Here is a 20,060-nt window from a genome sequence, read left to right as displayed (position 1 = left end):
AAGCATGAAGCTGTACAGTTTTTTTAATAGCTCGGCGTCGTACCGTGTTCGCATCGCGCTGGCGTTAAAAGGCATCGACTACCAGACGGTGGGCGTCAACATTCGCATTGGACAGCAACATGAACTGGCTTACCGGCGGATGAATCCGGTGGGCCTTGTGCCCACGCTGGTGACGGATGACGGTGACGCGTTGGGGCAGTCGCTGGCGATTATCGACTGGCTGGACCGCCATTTTCCACAATCGCGCCTCCTTCCGCTAAACGATCCGGCGCGTTCGCAGGTGCTGGAAATTGTCTATGCCATCGCCTGCGATATTCATCCGGTCAACAATCTCCGGGTGTTGCGCTATCTGAGCGAAGAACTGAAGGTCAGCGAAGAAGATAAAAAACGCTGGTATGCACACTGGATCCAGCAAGGGTTCAGCGCCGTCGAACAACTGCTGCGTCAGAGCCAGTCGCAACGTTATTGTGTCGGGGATACACCGACACTGGCTGACTGCTGTCTGGTTCCGCAATGGGCGAATGCGTTACGTATGGGGTGTGATTTGAGTGGTTATCCGCGTTGTAAAGCGGTTTATGACGCCTGCACACAGCTTCCGGCTTTTATCGCCGCGGCCCCGGAAAATCAACAAGATAAAATCTCGGCCTGAGAAGGAGAATGACAATGGCTAAAGTGACGAGCGCAATTATCGTCGGCGGCGGAATTGGCGGGGCGGCCACCGCACTTTCGCTGGCACGCCAGGGCATCAAAGTGATGCTGCTGGAGAAAGCACACGAAATTGGTGAAATCGGCGCGGGCATACAGCTCGGGCCTAACGCGTTCTCCGCGCTGGACAGTCTCGGTGTGGGGGACGTGGCGCGCCAGCGCGCAGTGTTTACCGATCACATCACCATGATGGATGCCGTAAATGCCGAAGAGGTGGTGCATATAGAGACCGGGCAGGCATTTCGCGATCACTTCGGCGGCCCTTATGCGGTCATCCACCGGGTCGATATTCACGCTTCGGTTTGGGAAGCGGTACTGACTCATCCGGACGTGGAGTATCGCACGTCAACAAACGTGGTGGATATCCGCCAGACCGCAGACGATGTGACGGTGTTTGATGAACAAGGCAATAGCTGGACTGCCGATATTCTGGTGGGCTGCGACGGTGTGAAGTCGGTTGTACGACAGAGTCTGCTGGGGGATTCGCCGCGCGTTACCGGGCATGTTGTTTACCGTGCCGTCATTGACTGTGATGACATGCCGGAAGACCTGCGCATCAACGCGCCGGTGCTCTGGGCCGGGCCGCACTGCCACCTTGTTCACTACCCGCTGCGCGGCGGCAAACAGTACAACCTGGTTGTCACCTTCCACAGCCGCCAGCAGGAGGAATGGGGCGTTAAAGATGGCAGCAAGGAAGAGGTTCTGTCCTATTTCGCCGGGATCCACCCGCGTCCGCGTCAGATGCTGGATAAACCAACCTCCTGGCGGCGCTGGTCAACAGCGGATCGTGAGCCGGTAGAAAAGTGGGGAACTGAACGCATTACGCTGGTGGGCGACGCGGCGCATCCGGTAGCGCAGTATATGGCGCAGGGTGCCTGCATGGCGCTGGAAGATGCCGTGACGCTGGGTAAAGCGGTGGCGCAGTGCGATGGCGATGCGGCAAAAGCGTTCGCGCTGTATGAGTCGGTGCGTATTCCGCGCACGGCGCGAATCGTCTGGTCAACCCGTGAAATGGGGCGCGTTTACCATGCCGCAGGCGTGGAGCGTCAGGTACGTAACCTGCTGTGGAAAGGCAAATCGCAGGCGGAGTTTTACCGCGGCATGGAATGGCTGTATGGCTGGAAAGAAGATAACTGTCTGCTACCACGCTGAGACGCTTTAATCCGTGACACAGAGGCGCTACCATAGCGCCTCTTTTTTTGCGGGTAACGATATGCGTGTTTTACTGGCGCCGATGGAAGGCGTACTGGATTCACTGGTGCGCGAACTTCTGACGGAAGTGAATGACTACGATCTCTGCATCACCGAATTTGTGCGCGTGGTGGATCAACTGCTGCCGGTAAAAGTGTTTCACCGTCTCTGCCCCGAACTGCACAACGGCAGTCGAACCCCTTCCGGCACCCTGGTGCGCGTTCAGCTTTTGGGGCAGTACCCGCAATGGCTGGCCGAAAATGCGGCGCGCGCGGTTGAACTCGGTTCTTACGGGGTCGATCTCAACTGCGGCTGTCCGTCGAAAATGGTCAATGGCAGCGGCGGTGGCGCGACGCTCCTGAAAGATCCTGAACTCATCTATCAGGGCGCGAAAGCGATGCGTGAAGCGGTGCCATCGCATCTGCCGGTGACGGTGAAAGTGCGTCTGGGCTGGGACAGCGGCGACAAAAAGTTTGAAATCGCCGATGCTGTCCAGCAGGCGGGCGCAAGTGAACTGGTCGTTCATGGGCGTACCAAAGAGCAGGGCTATAAGGCGGAATATATCAACTGGCAGGCAATCGGCGAAATCCGCGAGCGTCTGGCTATTCCGGTGATTGCTAACGGCGAAATCTGGGACTGGCAAAGCGCGCAGGATTGCATGGCTACCAGTGGATGTGATGCGGTTATGATCGGTCGCGGCGCATTAAACATTCCCAACCTCAGTCGGGTGGTGAAATACAACGCGCCGCGAATGCCCTGGCCGCAGGTGGTGACGCTGCTGCAGAAATATACCCGTCTGGAAAAACAGGGTGATACCGGGCTGTATCACGTGGCGCGTATTAAGCAGTGGCTCGGTTATTTACGTAAAGAATATGTCGAAGCGACCGATCTCTTTCAGACGATCCGCGCACTGAATAATTCTGCGGATATTGCCCGGGCGATCCAGTCGATTAAAATATAATTCTGCGCCAGGCCGGGTAAGCAAAAGCGTTCCGGCATCCGTATCAGAAAACATTGTGAAAGGGCAATACAGATAATTATTTGAAATAAAAATATCCAAACTATTTGTATTTTAAATATTTTTCTGAATATTACTTTTTATTGCAAATAATGTTTTGCCACGCGTAACTAAAAAAACGATCGCAACAACGGATAATCTCCGCGCACCTTAACTGCTTAGATCATTTTCATGAATCGTTACCCTTTTAACGCGCTGAACGCGTTTTTACCGCTGGCACTTTTATTGTCGGGATGTGCGTTTATGCACGATACGCAGCCGACGTTGGACCAACAGCTTCCGGTTTCGCATGTGGATTCTGCATTACCCTCGGCACTAAAGAATGGATGGCCGGACAGTCAGTGGTGGCAGGATTATCATGACGCACAACTGAACGAACTGGTGAAGAACGCGCTGGCGAATGCCCCGGATATGCAAATGGCCGAGCAGCGAATTCGCCTGGCCGAAGCGCAGGCCAAAGCCGTTGAAGCGCAGGATGGACTGCAAATGGACTTTTCGGCGGATATTGAACGCCAGAAAATGTCTGCCGAAGGGGTAATGGGACCGTTTGCCATTACCGATCCGGCAATGGGTAGCACCGGGCCGTGGTACACCAACGGCACCTTCGGTTTAAGTGCCGGGTGGGATCTCGATTTGTGGGGCAAAAATCGTGCGGAAGTGACGGCCCGAATCGGTATTGTTAAAGCACAAGAAGCCGAGCGCGAGCAGACCCGTCAGCTATTAGCCAGTAGCGTGGCGCGGCTCTACTGGGAGTGGCAAACGCAATCGGCGCTCAGCACATTGTTGAACCAAATCGAACAGGAACAACAGGCGATTATCAATACCAATCGGCAGTTGTATCAAAACGGTATTATCGATTCGGTCAATGGTGTAGAAACTGATATTGATGACAGCAAAACACGGCAACAACTGAATGATGTCGCCGGAAACATGAAAGTCATTGAGGCGCGTCTGAGCGCGTTGACCAACACCCAGTCAACATCGCTAAAGCTGCATGAGGTCAGTCTGCCGAAAGTGGAAAGTCAGTTGCCAGCGCAGTTAGGCTATTCGCTGCTGGCGCGCAGAGCGGATTTGCAGGCGGCGCATTGGATGATTGAGTCGTCGATGAGCAGCGTTGACGCGGCAAAAGCGGCATTCTATCCCGACATTAACCTGATGGCGTTTTTACAACAGGATGCGTTGCATCTGAGCGATCTGTTCCGTAATTCAGCGCAGCAGATGGGGGTGACCGCCGGGCTGACGTTACCGATTTTTGACAGCGGCAGACTGAATGCCAATCTGGAGCTGACTCAGGCGCAGACCAACCTGTCGATCGCCACCTATAACAAAGCGGTGGTCGATGCGGTAAATGACGTGGCGCGCACCGCCAGTCAGGTGGAAACGCTGATGCAGAAAAATCAGCACCAGCAGCAGATCGAGCATGATGCAGAGCGAGTGGTTGAGCTGGCGCAGGCGCGTTTTAACGCCGGAATCATTGCGGGATCGCGCGTCAGTCAGGCAAAAATTCCGGCCCTGCGTGAGCAGGTTAATGGCTTAATCTTACAAGGGCAGTGGCTGGATGCGTCTATCCAGCTTACCGGCGCGCTGGGCGGGGGTTATCACCATTCGTGATGTTTCTTCGCCTGACTGCGGCGCTTTAGCCACCAGCGAGCGCCGATCACCAGCACAACCGCCAGAATCAGCCAGATCCAGTGTTTGAGATGCTGATCGAGATTATGTAGCCACGGCGCAATGACTTCCCCACCCACATAGCCCAGGGTGGTGAAGATCAGCGCCCAGATCAGCGCACCCAGGATATTCAGCGGTAAAAAAATCTTTGGCGAAAGGTGGCTGGCGCCAATCAACAAAGGGCCAATCACACGAAAACCGTACATAAAGCGGGTGCCGATCACGAACAGGTAGGGGCGTCGTTGGATCATCTTTTGCGCCCGCTGAATTTTATCCTGGTGCCGGGAGAAACGGCGCAGGATCTTTCCGCCAAACTGACGACCTAACAGATACAATAATTGATCGCCAATCATGCCGCCCAGGGCTACGGAAATCACGACCAGAAGGAATTTGAGCAACCCCTGATGAGCCGCAACGCCTCCCAGCAGGGTGACGGTTTCGCCTTCAGCCATACTACCGATGACCAGCGCAGCGTAACCGTAATGCGCAATAAGAGTGTTTATATCCATACGTCGTAATGACCTCCACGAACATAAGCATACACCCTATCTATTTTTGATGCTGAAAAAGGCCGAATGCGCGCCGCCACATTTCTTTGTCTGTACGTAAAATAATCAAAAGCTGGATTATACTTGAACTGTTAAGGTCCGGAGATGACAACAAGGGGGCGGTATGAACCATGTCTGGGGGCTGTTTTCCCATCCCGATCGTGAAATGCAGGTAATTAAGAGCGAAAACGAAACGGTTTCGCATCACTATACCCACCATGTGCTTTTGATGGCGGCCATTCCGGTTATTTGCGCCTTCATTGGCACCACGCAAATCGGCTGGAATTTTGGCGACGGTAATGTACTGAAGCTCTCGCTGTTTACGGGCTTCGCGTTAGCCATTTTGTTCTATGCCGTCATGCTGGCTGGCGTGGCGATAATGGGGCGCGTCATCTGGTGGATGGCGCGGAACTATCCGCAGCGTCCTTCGTTGACGCACTGTATGGTGTTCGCCGGTTATGTGGCGACGCCGCTGTTTTTGAGCGGTCTGGTGGCGTTGTATCCACTGGTATGGCTGTGCGCATTGGTCGGTACGGTCGCGCTGTTTTACACCGGTTATCTGCTCTATCTGGGGATTCCGACCTTCCTGAATATCAATAAGGAAGAGGGCTTAAGTTTCTCCAGCTCAACGCTCGCTATCGGTGTGCTGGTGCTGGAGGTGTTGCTCGCGCTCACGGTCATCCTCTGGGGATACGGATACCGTTTGTTTTGAATACCTGCTGCATTGTTGGTGTAAAAGCCAGCAATGCAGCATTTCCTGACGATTCTCTTCTGGCGGCAATGTCATTAGCTCGCTATGATTCTTCGGCTAGCCAGAGTCACGCTGACTTTGGCGGTGCGTGACATCACGCGTGAATCATTTTCTGAAATCTCATCATGCTGAAATTCCGAGTTTCCATACTGAGCCTGGCGCTGATGCTGGCAGTGCCGTTTGCGCCGCAAGCCGCAACCAAAACGGCGGCGACTGTCGCGGCATCTCAACCTGAGATTGCGTCCGGTAGTGCGATGATCGTGGATCTGAACACCAACAAAGTGATCTATTCGAACCATCCGGATCTTGTGCGTCCGATTGCGTCGATAACCAAATTAATGACCGCGATGGTGGTGCTGGATGCACGGCTGCCGCTGGATGAAAAACTGAAAGTGGATATAAGCCAGACGCCAGAGATGAAAGGGATCTACTCTCGTGTGCGGCTGAACAGCGAGATCAGCCGGAAGAATATGCTGCTGCTGGCGCTGATGTCCTCGGAGAACCGGGCGGCGGCAAGTCTGGCGCACCACTATCCTGGCGGTTATAACGCGTTTATCAAGGCGATGAATGCAAAGGCAAAAGCGCTGGGAATGACTCAAACGCGTTTTGTCGAACCCACAGGGCTGTCGATTCATAACGTATCGACCGCCCGGGATCTCACCAAATTGCTGATTGCCAGTAAGCAGTATCCGCTGATTGGGCAACTGAGCACCACGCGGGAAGATATGGCGACCTTTGCGAACCCGGCGTATACGCTGCCGTTTCGCAATACCAACCATCTGGTCTATCGTGACAACTGGAATATTCAGCTCACTAAAACCGGCTTCACCAACGCCGCGGGGCACTGCCTGGTGATGCGAACGGTAATAAACAATAAACCGGTGGCGCTGGTGGTGATGGACGCGTTTGGCAAATATACCCATTTTGCGGACGCCAGCCGTTTACGTACCTGGATTGAAACCGGGAAGGTGATGCCGGTTCCGGCGGCGGCGTTGAGCTATAAAAAGCAAAAAGCCGAGCAGATGTCACAACAGACCGCGCAGAACGATTGATTCCGTGTAGGCCGGATAAGGCATTTATGCCGTCATCCGGCACAGAAAAACATCTCACCCGTAGGCCGGATAAGGCATTTATGCCGCCATCCGGCACAGAAAAACAGCCTGATGACGCTGCGCTTATCAGGCCTGGGGCATTGATAACAAAACTTTATTCCGGCAGCGTCCAGTCGCCTTCATTGAGCGGGCGCTGCATGATTAAGGTATCCCGCCAGTTTCCTTTCTTGTAACCGACGCTGCGCAACTGTCCGGCAATCTCGAAGCCATGCTTCTTATGCAGCCGCAATGAACCAGGATTGTTATGTCCGTCGCCAATCACGGCCACCATTTGACGCCACGGCCCCTCTTCACAGCGGGTGATTAATGTGTGCATCAACAGGTTGCCAATGCCGCGCCCGGTCATGCTGGCATCGACATAAATGGACTCTTCCAGAGTAAAACGATAGGCCGGGCGAGGGCGATATTGCGTGGCGTAACAATAACCGACGACAACGCCACGGTAGAGCGCTACCAGCCACGGCAGACCATATTCTGCGACTGCGCGCATACGTCTGCGCATTTCATCGACCGTTGGCGGTGTTTCTTCAAAAGAGGCGCGACCATTCAACACGTGCCAGGCATAGAGCGAAGAGATGGCGTCTACGTCGTCGGGTAGCGCGTCGCGCACCACAATATCGTTTTCAGCAAGCGTATCGGCAGCAGACATGGTTCTCACCTCTGAGTGTAAAAGCCGGAGGGATAACTCCGGCACATGTCATTACTTTTGCACGATATTTCACGCAGATCCAGTGAACCCCGTTACGCGCATTACTGACTTTCTTCTGAAGCGGGCGCTTTCCAGAATTTCTGCTTACTGGTTTTGCCAATACCGGGATTCATACTGTTGGTTGGGTCATTTTCGCGATAAAAACGGGTCAGCGTTTCTGGTGCTTGATACAAGTGTCCGACGTTGTGCTCTGCCGGATACTGTGCGCCACGTTGCTGTAACAGTTCCAGCATCTGTTCTTTTAACGCATGGGCATCGACCCCTTTTTTCACAATGTAATCCTGATGGAAGACATAGCACATAAAATGACCGTAATAGAGTTTATGCACTAACTTGCTGTCAATCTCCGGCGGCAGGTGCTCGAACCATTCAGTATCATTGCGGCGCAGGGCGATATCCAGCGCCAGAATATCCTCGACGTCATCCGCATGAACCGCCTGATAGCGAATGGCGGCTCCAGCCGCTGCAAAACGGTGCAGGAAGGCTTTGCTGCCTTCTTCAGGCGTACAAGCGAAAAAATCGCCTTCCGCATTTTTGAAGAACGCCGTCAGCCAGCTTTGCGCTTCGGCCACGCCATCGCCCGCCATTTTCAGTAGCAGGTGATGTTCATACTTATCACGCCAGCTTTTCATGCGCGGCGGCAGATGGCTCGGGAAGAGATGTCCAAATTTTTGCATTGCGCGGTCGGTGAAATGCGGGCGGAAGAGTTTCACTTTTTCCAGCATCGCATCGGTACGGCCTTTCAGGGTAAAGAAGAACGGCATTTTGTCGGTGCCGAGTTTGTCGATCATCAGGAAGGTGTCTTTCCCGTACTGTTCCGCAATGTCGTAAATGTCCCGGTGCATGTATTCACCTGCCACCGGCAGATTGTCGAACTTTGCCAGAATATGGCGACGGATCTCCGTCAATATTTCGGGCTGATTGGTGCCAATATAGAAAACCTGCTGGTTTTTTTCTGCTTCGAAGGTATCAAGACGCACTGCAAAAACGGCCAGTTTCCCGGCGCAACCCGAGGCTTCAAACAGGCGGTCCGGGTCGGCGTTATAGCGGGCAGGCGTATCGGCATCAATGTCTCTGACGCGGGTGACGTAATCATGATCGTGCGCATGACGCCCGTCGTAACGCACATTTTCTTCTTTGATGCGTTCATCATCAAGCTGACTCAGGATCTGTTCTGGCGTGAGCCCCAGGTCGATTCCCAGATGGTTAACCAGTTGCAATTTTCCGTTTTCATCAATGCGGGCGAACAGGGACATTTCGGTATACGCCGGGCCGCGTTGTACCAGCGATCCTCCGGAGTTATTGCAGATGCCGCCAATCACCGACGCGCCAATGCACGAGGAACCGATCACCGAGTGCGGTTCGCGCCCCAGCGGTTTGAGCGCTTTTTCCAGTGAGTACAGGGTGGTGCCGGGATAAGCCAGTACCTGCTCACCTTTACCCAGCACGTGTAATTTATCGAGTCGCAGCGTGCTGATAATCACAATTTCGCGGTCGTAATCATTGCCGTTCGGCGTTGAGCCTTCTGTCAGACCGGTGTTCGCGGCCTGCATCAGAATAATTTTATCGGCGCTCACACAGGCATTCAGGACGCGCCAGAGTTCCAGCAACGATCCGGGAAAAACTACCGCCAGGGCGTCGCCCTGACCGGAACGGAAGCCCTTGCGATAGCGGGCGGTTTTAGCAGGTTCAGTCAGCAGGTGTGAATGTCCCACCAGACGGGCGAGCTCATTCAGAAAGGTTTTATTGTCAGTCGTTGTAATGGAAGACATTTTCCACTCCTTGTGGTGGGACAAAATATCAGCTTCAAGCATAGCGCTTTGTATGACAATACGCTTTCTCATTCACACTGTCTTTGAATGAGCGGCGTTGAAATTTAAGAGAATAACCTTAGCTTTCTTTGACACTGCCGTTTAGGCTTATGACAAAATGCGGTTTTTGCTATATTTTCGCTGCCTCATGGGGCTAATAAGAAAGAGAGAATTCACATGAAATGGCTATGTTCTGTAGGTATCGCCGTCAGTCTGGCATTGCAACCCGCGCTGGCGGAGGAGTTGTTCGGTAACCATCCGCTAACGCCGGAAGCGCGGGATGCATTTGTTACTGAGTTGCTCAAGAAAATGACCGTCGATGAAAAAATTGGTCAGTTGCGCTTAATCAGCGTCGGTCCGGATAACCCGAAAGAAGCGATCCGCGAGATGATCAAAGACGGGCAGGTCGGCGCCATCTTTAATACCGTCACGCGTCAGGACATCCGTAAAATGCAGGATCAGGTGATGGAACTCAGCCGCCTGAAAATCCCTCTCTTTTTTGCCTACGATGTGCTGCACGGCCAGCGCACCGTCTTCCCGATTAGCCTCGGGCTGGCGTCCTCTTTCAACCTCGACGCGGTAAAAACTGTCGGACGCGTATCGGCATATGAAGCCGCCGATGATGGTCTGAACATGACCTGGGCGCCGATGGTTGATGTCTCACGCGATCCGCGCTGGGGACGCGCCTCGGAAGGCTTTGGCGAAGATACTTATCTGACCTCCATTATGGGGAAAACCATGGTGGAAGCGATGCAGGGTAAAAGCCCGGCGGATCGCTATTCCGTGATGACCAGCGTCAAACACTTCGCTGCCTATGGCGCGGTGGAAGGCGGCAAAGAGTACAACACCGTCGATATGAGCCCGCAGCGCCTGTTTAATGATTACATGCCGCCCTACAAAGCGGGTCTCGATGCAGGCAGCGGCGCGGTGATGGTGGCGCTGAACTCGCTAAACGGTACGCCAGCAACTTCTGATTCATGGCTGTTGAAGGACATTTTGCGCGACAAGTGGGGCTTTAAAGGCATTACCGTCTCTGACCACGGCGCCATCAAAGAGTTGATTAAGCATGGCACGGCGTCCGATCCGGAAGATGCTGTTCGCGTGGCGCTCAAGTCCGGCATCAACATGAGCATGAGCGATGAGTATTACAGCAAATATCTGCCTGGACTGGTTAAATCCGGCAAGGTGACGATGGCGGAGCTGGATGACGCCGCGCGCCACGTGCTCAACGTTAAATACGACATGGGATTATTTAACGATCCGTACAGCCACCTGGGCGCGAAAGAGACTGACCCGGTGGATACCAACGCCGAAAGCCGTCTGCATCGTAAAGAAGCCCGTGAAGTGGCGCGTGAAAGCCTGGTATTGCTGAAAAACCGTCTCGAAACGCTGCCGCTGAAAAAATCGGGTACGATTGCAGTGGTTGGCCCGCTGGCTGACAGCAAGCGTGACGTGATGGGCAGTTGGTCTGCGGCGGGCGTGGCTGACCAGTCCGTGACCGTTCTGACCGGGATTAAAAATACGCTCGGCAGCAACGGCAAGGTGGTATACGCCAAAGGGGCGAACGTCACCAATGATAAAGACATTGTCACCTTCCTCAATCAGTACGAAGAGGCGGTGAAGATGGATCCGCGTTCGGCGAAAGAGATGATCGATGAAGCCGTTAGCGCCGCGAAGCAGTCAGATGTTGTGGTGGCCGTCGTGGGGGAAGCCCAGGGGATGGCGCATGAAGCGTCCAGCCGTACGGATATCACGCTGCCACAGAGCCAGCGCGATCTGATCGCCGCGCTGAAAGCGACCGGCAAACCCCTGGTGCTGGTCCTGATGAACGGGCGTCCGCTGGCGCTGGTGAAAGAAGATCAACAGGCCGATGCGATTCTTGAAACCTGGTTTGCCGGGACGGAAGGTGGTAACGCGATTGCCGATGTGCTGTTTGGCGACTATAACCCGTCGGGCAAACTGCCGATGTCCTTCCCGCGCTCCGTCGGGCAGATCCCAACCTATTACAGCCATCTCAATACTGGTCGTCCGTATAACGCCGATAAGCCGAATAAATACACGTCGCGCTACTTTGACGAAGCCAATGGCCCGCTTTATCCATTTGGTTATGGCCTGAGCTACACCACGTTTAACGTCTCTGATGTCACACTCTCTGCGCCAACGATGACGCGTGACGGCAACGTAACGGCAAGCGTGCAGGTGACCAATACCGGTAAACGTGACGGTGAGACGGTGATCCAGATGTACGTGCAGGACGTCACTGCCTCCATGAGCCGTCCGGTGAAAGAGCTGAAAGGCTTTAAGAAAGTGAATCTGAAAGCGGGTGAAACCCAGACAGTCAGCTTCCCGATTGACGTCGAGGCGCTGAAGTTCTGGAATCAGCAGATGAAGTTTGACGCTGAACCCGGCAAGTTCAACGTCTTTATCGGCGTGGACTCAGCCCGTGTAAAACAGGGCACGTTTGAATTGTTGTAATTGGCGTTAAGGGGAGTATGCCGCGGTGGTGAGTTTTTCCGTTCACCCTGGCAACATGGCTTCCCTGACAGTCCGATTTCCGTGAACGGGCAAGGGAGGCTCGCCGCCGCCTCCCTTGCAACCCTGGCTCCCGGCCGGGAAAATCGCCACTTCGTGGTCCATTCGCCTTATGCCGCCTGCCTGTCGGGGCGGGGCCGAGCCTGCGTCCATGCAGGCCGTCCCCTCCGCCCGCGTCCCTGCGGGCGGCCCCTGTCAGCCGTCAACGCCTCATCGATTTTCATGCCGGACCAAAAACATCGCTTCGATTCTCTGCTCTACAAACAAATTCTTTTCGCTGTTAAAAAGGCAAACCGCAGTGATGGTCGGGTGTGGATTGGTCCGGCTGAAAATTGCCGACGTGTTTCCGTAAGGCAGGGAGAACCCGCAGGGATGCGGGTTCAGGGCGCGCGAAGCAGGGATGCTGAGTCGCGCCCGACCCGATAGCCTGAAGGAATAAGCGGAGGGCATCGCGAAGCGACAATTTTTCCGCCGGGAGCCTGGATTGTTAAGGAGGCGGCGACGAGCCTCCTTAACACGTTCACAGGTAATGAGGTTTCAGAGGAGCTATGGGCATAGCGTGAACGGAAAATGTGATGAGATAAAAATATAACTAATGCCAGCTTTTAAGATAAATATTTGCTGCTGGTAATACTACGACAGTCCGAAAAAACCGAAATGTCAGGTTAACGGTACACTTTTCGACTATGCTTTTTCCTCAAGTCGCTGAAAAAGGCGACAAAAAGATGAGGATAGCATCATGACAATCTCAAAGGTCCAGGCCGGTTTGCTGGCGCTGTTAGCGGCAGTGATCTTACCCTTGCAGGCGGCGTCTCCGGTGAAGGTCGGGTCGAAAATTGATACCGAAGGCGCACTGCTTGGCAATATTATTTTGCAGGTGCTGGAAAGTCACGGCGTTAAAACAGTCAATAAAGTCCAGTTAGGCACCACGCCAGTAGTGCGCGGAGCGATCACATCGGGCGAACTGGATATCTACCCTGAATATACCGGCAACGGTGCGTTCTTTTTCAAAGATGAAAACGATCCGGCATGGAAAAATGCACAAGCGGGCTTTGAGAAAGTCAAAAAACGGGATGCAGAGCAGAACAAGCTGGTCTGGTTAACCCCCGCTCCTGCCAATAATACCTGGACTATCGCAGTACGCAGCGATGTCGCCGAAAAAAATAAACTTGCTTCACTGGCCGATCTGGGACGCTATCTGAAAGAGGGCGGCACCTTTAAACTGGCGGCCTCCGCTGAATTTATCGAGCGCGCCGATGCGCTGCCCGCATTCGAGAAAGCCTACGATTTTAAACTGGGCCAGGATCAGTTGTTGTCACTGGCGGGAGGCGATACCGCCGTTACCATTAAAGCTGCCGCCCAGCAAACATCCGGCGTAAACGCGGCCATGGCCTACGGTACAGATGGCCCGGTAGCGGCGCTTGGTCTGCAAACATTAAGCGATCCGAAAGGCGTTCAGCCTATTTATGCGCCAGCCCCTGTGGTGCGCGAAGCCGTGCTGAAAGAATACCCGCAGATGGCGGAATGGCTGCAACCCGTTTTCGCCAGTCTGGATGAGAAAACGCTGCAAAAACTGAATGCCAGCATCGCGGTTGAAGGGTTAGATGCCAAAAAAGTGGCTGCTGACTATCTGAAGCAAAAGGGATGGGTGAAGTAAAGGGACTGAAAAAGGTCAGGTGTTGTGTCAAAAGTCAGTGTTAATCGCGTTCTGTTGCTGCTGGTCATGCTTGCACTCATTGCCGTAGCGCTACCGTTTGTCAATTATGCGCCCAATCGCCTGGTCTCCGGCGAAGGGCGTCATCTCTGGGCTATCTGGCCCGGTTCACTATCCCTTATTATCGGCGCGGGCTGCGCCTTGCTGACACTCTGTTTTGTGCCAGGAAAAAAGGGGGCAGCGCTAACGTTATTGGTGGCACAGTTACTGGTTATCCTCCTGCTGTGGAGCGTGGGGAAGGCGGCGTCGCATCTGGCAGACATGGGGACGCCACTGGCGCGAACCAGCGTGGGAAGTGGCCTCTGGCTGGGATTAGCGCTGGGATTGCTGGCCTGTAGCGATGCTATCCGGCGTATCACGGCGCAACCGCTCTGGCGGTGGGTTTTACATGCGCAGATTGCGATTGTGCCGGTCATATTTTTGTTGACCGGGGCGTTTGACGACCTCTCTTTACTCAAAGAGTATGCTAATCGTCAGGATGTTTTTAATGATGCGCTGGCCCAGCATCTGACGCTGTTGCTGGGCACTGTTCTGCCTGCGATGGTCATCGGTATTCCCCTCGGACTCTGGTGTCATTTCTCTGCCTCACGCCAGGGACCGGTATTTACCGTCCTCAATGTGATTCAAACCGTTCCTTCCGTTGCGCTGTTCGGTCTGCTGATTGCGCCGCTTGCCGGACTGGTGAACGCTTTCCCCTGGCTTGCCACGGTGGGCGTGGCGGGAACTGGTCTGGCGCCTGCGCTGATCGCACTGGTGCTGTATGCGCTCCTGCCGCTGGTACGCGGTGTTGTCGCCGGGCTGAACCAGGTTCCCCGCGAGGTGCTTGAAAGCGCGCGGGGAATGGGGATGAGTATGGTGCAGCGTTTTCTTCACGTTCAGTTGCCACTGGCGCTGCCGGTCTTTTTACGTAGCCTGCGTGTGGTCATGGTACAAACCGTTGGGATGGCGGTCATTGCCGCGCTGATTGGCGCCGGAGGCTTTGGCGCATTGGTGTTTCAGGGGCTGCTCAGCAGCGCCGTGGATCTGGTGCTGTTGGGCGTCATCCCGGTTATTGCGATGGCGGTACTCATTGATGCGCTGTTTGATTTAGGCATCGCTCTGCTAAAGGTATCCCGGCATGATTGAATTTAGCCACGTCAGTAAAACTTTTGGAGATCAGAAAGCGGTTCGCGATCTCAATCTGCACATCAGGGAAGGCAGCTTTTCCGTACTGATTGGCACCTCCGGGTCGGGAAAATCCACCACGCTTAAAATGATTAACCGGCTGGTGGAGCATGACAGCGGCAGGATCCGTTTTGCCGGGGAGGAGATTCGCAATCTGCCGGTGCTGGAACTGCGTCGGCGGATGGGCTATGCCATACAGTCGATTGGTTTGTTCCCACACTGGACGGTGGCGCAGAACATTGCCACCGTGCCGCAACTGCTGAAATGGCCGCACAAAAAAATCGATGAGCGGGTGGATGAACTGATGTCGCTGCTCGGCCTGGAGGCGGGATTACGCGAGCGCTATCCGCATCAGCTCTCTGGCGGACAGCAACAGCGTGTCGGCGTCGCACGCGCGCTGGCTGCCGATCCGCAGGTATTGTTGATGGATGAACCTTTTGGCGCGCTGGATCCGGTGACTCGCGGGGCGTTACAGCAGGAGATGGCGCGCATTCACCGCTTGCTCGGACGAACGATTGTGCTGGTAACTCACGATATTGATGAGGCGCTGCGCCTTGCGGAACATCTGGTATTGATGGACGGCGGTGAGGTTATCCAGCAGGGAACGCCGCTGGCGATGCTGACGTCGCCAGCCAACGATTTTGTGCAACAGTTTTTTGGTCGCAGCGAGCTTGGCGTGCGGTTATTGTCGCTGCGTAGCGTGGCGGATTATGTGCGACGGGACGAACGAGTTCCCGGAGAAGCGCTTGCTGAAGAGATGTCGCTGCGCGACGCGCTTTCGGTGTTTGTCGCTCGGGGTTGTGAAGTGTTACCCGTGGTGAATCAACAGGGTATCGCCTGCGGCACGCTACACTTTCGCGATCTGCTTTCAAAGGCGCAGGCTCATGAAACGACTGCGTGATCCGCTGCTCTGGCTGATACTCTTTTTTCTGTTGCTGCTGCTGGGGCTCCCTCACAGCCAGGCCCTGTTTGCCAGTTTGTTTCCTGAATTGCCCCGTCCGGTTTATCAGCAGGAGAGTTTTCTCGCGCTGGCGCTGGCCCATTTATGGCTGGTCGCGGTGTCGAGCCTGTTTGCGGTAATGATTGGCGTGGGGGCAGGGATTGTGGTGACACGTCCCTGGGGAACCGAGTTTCGCCCGCTGGTGGAGACCATTGCGGCGGTGGGACAAACTTTCCCGCCGGTCGCGGTACTGGCGATTGCGGTTCCGGTGATGGGATTTGGTCAACAGCCGGCGATTATCGCGCTGATTCTGTATGGCGTGTTGCCAATATTGCAGGCAACGCTGGCAGGGCTGGGGTCTATTCCGGAAAGTGTGCGCAGCATTGCGCGCGGAATGGGGATGAGTCGGGGGCAGCAGTTGCGTAAGGTTGAGCTGCCGCTGGCGGCGCCGGTGATTCTGGCAGGGGTTCGGACGTCGGTGATTATCAATATTGGCACCGCGACGATTGCGTCCACGGTGGGAGCCAGCACCCTCGGTACGCCGATTATAATTGGCCTGAGCGGATTCAATACCGCTTATATCATCCAGGGGGCGCTTCTGGTTGCGCTGGCGGCGATCATTGTCGACCGGCTGTTTGAGCGTTTAGTGCAGCATCTTAGCCGGCACGCAAAATAAAGGTGTAGCCCGCAAGCATAACGCCGCCAATGCCGCCGATGGCCATTAAGAGAAAGAGGGTGATAACCCCGATTTTCGCTGCATTCATGATGTTCTCCTTATGTTAACCAGGAGATTATACAGAGAAGCGCGACTGTTAATGAATCATTAAATGCCAAGGGAGTAAATATCGTGTCCCGCTGCGCGCCAGGCATCCAGTTGCTGCTGCTGGGCAGGTGTCCTGTTCTCTCCACACCATACCAACAGAGTGCGACCCTCGAACAGCTCTGGTCGAAACTGGTTTAACGAATGAGCCAGCACGTCAACACGCCACCCCTGTTGTGTGGCAACCCAGCCTTCGAGCCATAAACGCGTGGTGTCGTGAATATTCCAGCCCACTACCAGCGCATCTTTACCCTGTTTCTTTCTGGCGGAGGCAAGGCAAATAGCGATGTAGTTAATCAGGATGCCATCAAGAACGCCCAACAGTGCCTGCAATGTCGGTTGCTGGCACTGTAAGCGCCGACGCAATGGAATAAAAAGATGGGTGGTCAGCGTTTGCGCGGGAAAATCTTGTCCCCGCTCTTTGATCCAGACTCTGAGACTGTGCAGGTTATTATTTTGCAGATAATGCAGCAGGATTTCCTGTTGCTCACGCCAGCCGTTGTGCAGATCGACGTTTTCATTGCTCAATAACACTTTAACTTTGCTGACCTGCACGCCGTTGTCGATCCAGCGCTTGATTTCCCGGATCCTGTCGATATCTGAATCATTAAACAGGCGGTGACCGCCGTCAGTACGTTGCGGTTTCAGTAATCCATAACGCCGCTGCCACGCCCGGAGCGTGACGGGGTTAATATCACAAAGCAAAGCCACTTCACCTATGGTGTAAAGCGCCATCATTTCACCCTTGCTCGCGAGGTCCCAGTCTAACTTTAGACGCTCTTTTTCGAACCAGGTAGTTTTGTCTGTTTTTTAATCAACAGAAGGGTGGTAGTGTAGCCACACGAGCTCTTTTGAGTGATCGTTCTCACGAATTCATCTTTTTTTGCAACAGTTCAAAGAAAGATCAACGCTGCCGATGTATGTTACGCGGTTTTAATCGAAGTGTGGTTTGCGGGTATGTACGATTTTAATCTGGTGTTGCTGCTGCTTCAGCAGATGTGCGTGTTCCTGGTTATCGCATGGCTGATGAGTAAAACGCGTTTATTCATCCCGCTGATGCAGGTGACCGTCCGCTTACCGCATAAATTGCTGTGCTACGTCACCTTCTCTATTTTCTGTATCCTCGGCACCTATTTTGGCCTGCATATTGATGACTCTATCGCTAACACCCGCGCGATGGGCGCGGTGATGGGCGGGCTTCTCGGCGGGCCGGTCGTCGGTGGGCTGGTCGGGCTGACCGGCGGGTTGCATCGCTATTCAATGGGCGGGATGACCGCGCTCAGTTGTATGATTTCTACCATTGTTGAGGGACTGCTGGGCGGACTGGTTCACAGCGTGCTGACGCGACGGGGACGCACCGATAAAGTCTTCAGTCCGCTGACGGCGGGGGCAATTACCTTTGTCGCGGAAGTGGTCCAGATGCTGATCATTTTGCTGATCGCCCGCCCGTTTGATGATGCGTACCGGCTGGTCAGTAATATCGCCGCGCCCATGATAGTGACCAACACCGTCGGGGCGGCGCTGTTTATGCGCATTTTGCTCGACAAGCGCGCCATGTTTGAAAAATACACCTCGGCGTTCTCTGCCACCGCGCTGAAAGTGGCGGCGTCAACGGAAGGTATTCTGCGCCAGGGATTCAACGAAGTGAACAGCATGAAAGTGGCGCAGGTGCTGTATCAGGAACTGGATATCGGCGCGGTAGCGATTACCGATCGTGAGAAACTGTTGGCCTTTACCGGTATTGGTGACGATCACCATCTGCCGGGCAGACCCATTTCCTCCAGCTACACGTTAAGGGCTATAGAGACCGGTGAAGTGGTGTATGCCGACGGTAACGAAGTGCCGTACCGCTGCTCGCTGCATCCGCAATGCAAACTGGGCTCGACGTTGGTTATCCCGTTACGCGGTGAAAACCAGCGGGTGATGGGCACCATTAAACTGTATGAAGCGAAAAATCGCCTGTTCAGCTCCATCAACCGCACGCTGGGCGAGGGGATTGCGCAACTGCTTTCGGCACAGATTCTGGCCGGGCAATATGAACGCCAGAAAGCGATGCTGACCCAGTCGGAAATTAAGCTGCTGCACGCGCAGGTTAATCCCCATTTTCTGTTTAACGCGCTCAATACCATCAAAGCCGTTGTCCGGCGAGACAGTGAACAGGCCGGCCAGTTAGTACAGTATCTCTCTACCTTCTTTCGTAAGAACTTAAAGCGCCCGTCTGAGATTGTGACGCTTGCCGACGAAATCGAGCACGTCAACGCCTATCTGCAAATTGAAAAAGCGCGATTCCAGTCGCGTTTGCAGGTGAATTTAAACGTGCCGGATGATCTGTCGCATCAGCAATTGCCAGCCTTCACCCTGCAACCGATAGTTGAAAACGCCATTAAGCACGGGACGTCGCAGTTGCTGGGAACCGGTGAAGTGACCATCACCGCCCGTCAGGAGGGGCAGCATCTGATGCTGGATATTGAGGATAATGCCGGGTTGTATCAACCCAGCACCCAGGCCAGCGGTCTGGGGATGAATCTGGTGGATAAGCGTCTGCGCGAACGATTTGGCGATGATTACGGCATTAGCGTGGCCTGTGAACCGGATTGCTTTACCCGAATAACCCTACGACTTCCCCTGGAGGAGAACGCATGATTAAAGTGCTGATTGTGGATGATGAGCCGTTAGCGCGGGAAAATCTGCGGATCCTGTTACAGGAACAAAGTGATATCGACATTGTGGGCGAATGTGCCAACGCCGTTGAAGCGATTGGCGCGGTGCATAAGCTGCGTCCGGATGTGCTGTTTCTGGATATCCAGATGCCGCGGATCAGCGGGCTGGAAATGGTCGGCATGCTCGATCCGGAACATCGCCCGTATATTGTGTTTCTGACCGCCTTTGATGAGTATGCGATTAAGGCTTTTGAAGAGCATGCTTTTGATTACCTGCTCAAGCCCATTGAAGAGGGAAGGCTGGAGAAAACCCTGAGCCGTTTGCGCCAGGAACGCAGCAAGCAGGACGTGTCGCTACTGGCAGAAAATCAGCAGGCGCTGAAGTTTATTCCCTGTAGCGGGCACAGCCGGATTTATCTTCTGCAAATGGATGATGTCGCCTTCGTCAGTAGCCGTATGAGCGGCGTATATGTGACCAGCAGCGAAGGGAAAGAGGGCTTTACGGAACTGACGCTGCGCACGCTGGAAAGCCGAACGCCGCTGCTGCGTTGTCACCGGCAGTATCTGGTCAACATGGCGCATTTACAGGAAATTCGTCTGGAAGATAACGGTCAGGCCGAGTTGATTTTGCGCAATGGATTAACCGTTCCTGTCAGCCGCCGTTATCTGAAAAGTTTGAAAGAGGCCATTGGCCTGTAAAACTGGTACACTGCGCGC

At 54.3% G+C, this 20,060-nt stretch carries 18 protein-coding genes; 13 read left to right on the top strand and 5 right to left on the bottom strand.

Translation table 11 applies throughout. The annotated features are described in order from the left end of the window. Nucleotides 1-4: 4 nt before the first annotated feature. The 4 genes from maiA to mdtQ all read left to right on the top strand — a co-directional run bounded on the left by maiA (nt 5) and on the right by mdtQ (nt 4,525). Entirely contained in the window at nt 5-649 is a 645-nt protein-coding gene (gene maiA / locus WB371_RS06540; protein WP_336219279.1) for a maleylacetoacetate isomerase, read from the top strand. A gap of 14 nt (nt 650-663) precedes the next feature. Beyond that, on the top strand, nt 664-1,857 hold the full coding sequence (locus tag WB371_RS06535; protein WP_336219278.1) for a 3-hydroxybenzoate 6-monooxygenase: 1,194 nt from the start codon (nt 664-666) through the stop codon (nt 1,855-1,857). Between the two features lie 61 nt (nt 1,858-1,918). Continuing rightward, nucleotides 1,919-2,857: a tRNA dihydrouridine(16) synthase DusC gene (dusC, locus tag WB371_RS06530; RefSeq protein WP_336219277.1), complete on the top strand. Its 939-nt coding sequence runs from the start codon at nt 1,919-1,921 to the stop codon at nt 2,855-2,857. Nucleotides 2,858-3,085: 228 nt separating this feature from the next. Then, complete coding sequence (mdtQ, locus tag WB371_RS06525) at nt 3,086-4,525, top strand: multidrug resistance outer membrane protein MdtQ (protein ID WP_336219276.1); 1,440 nt, start codon at nt 3,086-3,088, stop codon at nt 4,523-4,525. On the opposite strand, the gene WB371_RS06520 is transcribed toward mdtQ, so the two are convergent. Then, a complete protein-coding gene (locus tag WB371_RS06520) occupies nt 4,513-5,091 on the bottom strand; it encodes a DedA family protein (protein ID WP_336219275.1) in 579 nt (192 codons plus the stop codon). The two genes, mdtQ and WB371_RS06520, sit on opposite strands and share 13 nt — an antisense overlap. A 163-nt stretch (nt 5,092-5,254) precedes the next feature. On the opposite strand from WB371_RS06520, the gene WB371_RS06515 reads away from it, so the two are divergent. Both WB371_RS06515 and pbpG read left to right on the top strand, forming a co-directional pair. After that, nucleotides 5,255-5,842 (top strand): Yip1 family protein, encoded by a 588-nt coding sequence (locus tag WB371_RS06515; RefSeq protein WP_336219274.1) that lies wholly within the window; start codon nt 5,255-5,257, stop codon nt 5,840-5,842. A 164-nt stretch (nt 5,843-6,006) separates the two neighbouring features. Further along, nucleotides 6,007-6,933 carry a D-alanyl-D-alanine endopeptidase gene (gene pbpG / locus WB371_RS06510; protein ID WP_336219273.1) on the top strand — a complete coding sequence of 309 codons (927 nt, stop codon included), beginning with the start codon at nt 6,007-6,009 and terminating at the stop codon, nt 6,931-6,933. Between the two features lie 154 nt (nt 6,934-7,087). Here the strand turns inward: pbpG and WB371_RS06505 are convergent, their stop codons facing one another. After that, on the bottom strand, nt 7,088-7,642 hold the full coding sequence (locus WB371_RS06505; protein WP_336219272.1) for an N-acetyltransferase family protein: 555 nt from the start codon (nt 7,640-7,642) through the stop codon (nt 7,088-7,090). A 101-nt stretch (nt 7,643-7,743) separates the two neighbouring features. After that, entirely contained in the window at nt 7,744-9,474 is a 1,731-nt protein-coding gene (gene dld / locus WB371_RS06500; RefSeq protein ID WP_336219271.1) for a D-lactate dehydrogenase, read from the bottom strand. Between the two features lie 216 nt (nt 9,475-9,690). On the opposite strand from dld, the gene bglX reads away from it, so the two are divergent. The 5 genes from bglX (at nt 9,691) to WB371_RS06475 (ending at nt 16,539) form a co-directional block, all read left to right on the top strand. Next, the gene (gene bglX / locus WB371_RS06495; protein ID WP_336219270.1) at nt 9,691-11,988 is read left to right on the top strand and encodes a beta-glucosidase BglX; all 2,298 of its coding nucleotides are present in this window, start codon (nt 9,691-9,693) and stop codon (nt 11,986-11,988) included. Between the two features lie 796 nt (nt 11,989-12,784). After that, nucleotides 12,785-13,702 (top strand): ABC transporter substrate-binding protein, encoded by a 918-nt coding sequence (locus WB371_RS06490; RefSeq protein WP_336219269.1) that lies wholly within the window; start codon nt 12,785-12,787, stop codon nt 13,700-13,702. 66 nt (nt 13,703-13,768) lie between these two features. Next, the gene (locus WB371_RS06485) at nt 13,769-14,884 is read left to right on the top strand and encodes an ABC transporter permease (RefSeq protein WP_336219496.1); all 1,116 of its coding nucleotides are present in this window, start codon (nt 13,769-13,771) and stop codon (nt 14,882-14,884) included. Continuing rightward, on the top strand, nt 14,877-15,824 hold the full coding sequence (locus tag WB371_RS06480) for an ABC transporter ATP-binding protein (RefSeq protein ID WP_336219268.1): 948 nt from the start codon (nt 14,877-14,879) through the stop codon (nt 15,822-15,824). Before WB371_RS06485 ends, WB371_RS06480 begins: the two co-directional genes overlap by 8 nt. Then, entirely contained in the window at nt 15,808-16,539 is a 732-nt protein-coding gene (locus WB371_RS06475) for an ABC transporter permease (RefSeq protein WP_336219267.1), read from the top strand. Before WB371_RS06480 ends, WB371_RS06475 begins: the two co-directional genes overlap by 17 nt. Here the strand turns inward: WB371_RS06475 and WB371_RS06470 are convergent. Next, nucleotides 16,520-16,627 carry a protein YohO gene (locus tag WB371_RS06470; RefSeq protein WP_151219811.1) on the bottom strand — a complete coding sequence of 36 codons (108 nt, stop codon included), beginning with the start codon at nt 16,625-16,627 and terminating at the stop codon, nt 16,520-16,522. The two genes, WB371_RS06475 and WB371_RS06470, sit on opposite strands and share 20 nt — an antisense overlap. Nucleotides 16,628-16,686: 59 nt before the next feature. Continuing rightward, nucleotides 16,687-17,418, bottom strand: coding sequence for an HTH-type transcriptional regulator MlrA (mlrA, locus tag WB371_RS06465; protein ID WP_336219495.1), 732 nt, complete (start codon nt 17,416-17,418; stop codon nt 16,687-16,689). A 222-nt stretch (nt 17,419-17,640) separates the two neighbouring features. On the opposite strand from mlrA, the gene WB371_RS06460 reads away from it, so the two are divergent. Together WB371_RS06460 and btsR are read left to right on the top strand one after the other, a co-directional pair. Further along, nucleotides 17,641-19,326: a sensor histidine kinase gene (locus WB371_RS06460; RefSeq protein ID WP_336219266.1), complete on the top strand. Its 1,686-nt coding sequence runs from the start codon at nt 17,641-17,643 to the stop codon at nt 19,324-19,326. After that, a complete protein-coding gene (gene btsR / locus WB371_RS06455; protein ID WP_336219265.1) occupies nt 19,323-20,042 on the top strand; it encodes a two-component system response regulator BtsR in 720 nt (239 codons plus the stop codon). The genes WB371_RS06460 and btsR overlap by 4 nt, the downstream gene beginning before the upstream one ends. Nucleotides 20,043-20,060: the final 18 nt, after the last annotated feature.

It is taken from the genome of Citrobacter amalonaticus, from assembly GCF_037053465.1.
Lineage (GTDB): Bacteria > Pseudomonadota > Gammaproteobacteria > Enterobacterales > Enterobacteriaceae > Citrobacter_A > Citrobacter_A amalonaticus_H.
This window is presented reverse-complemented; position numbering and strand designations above follow the sequence as displayed.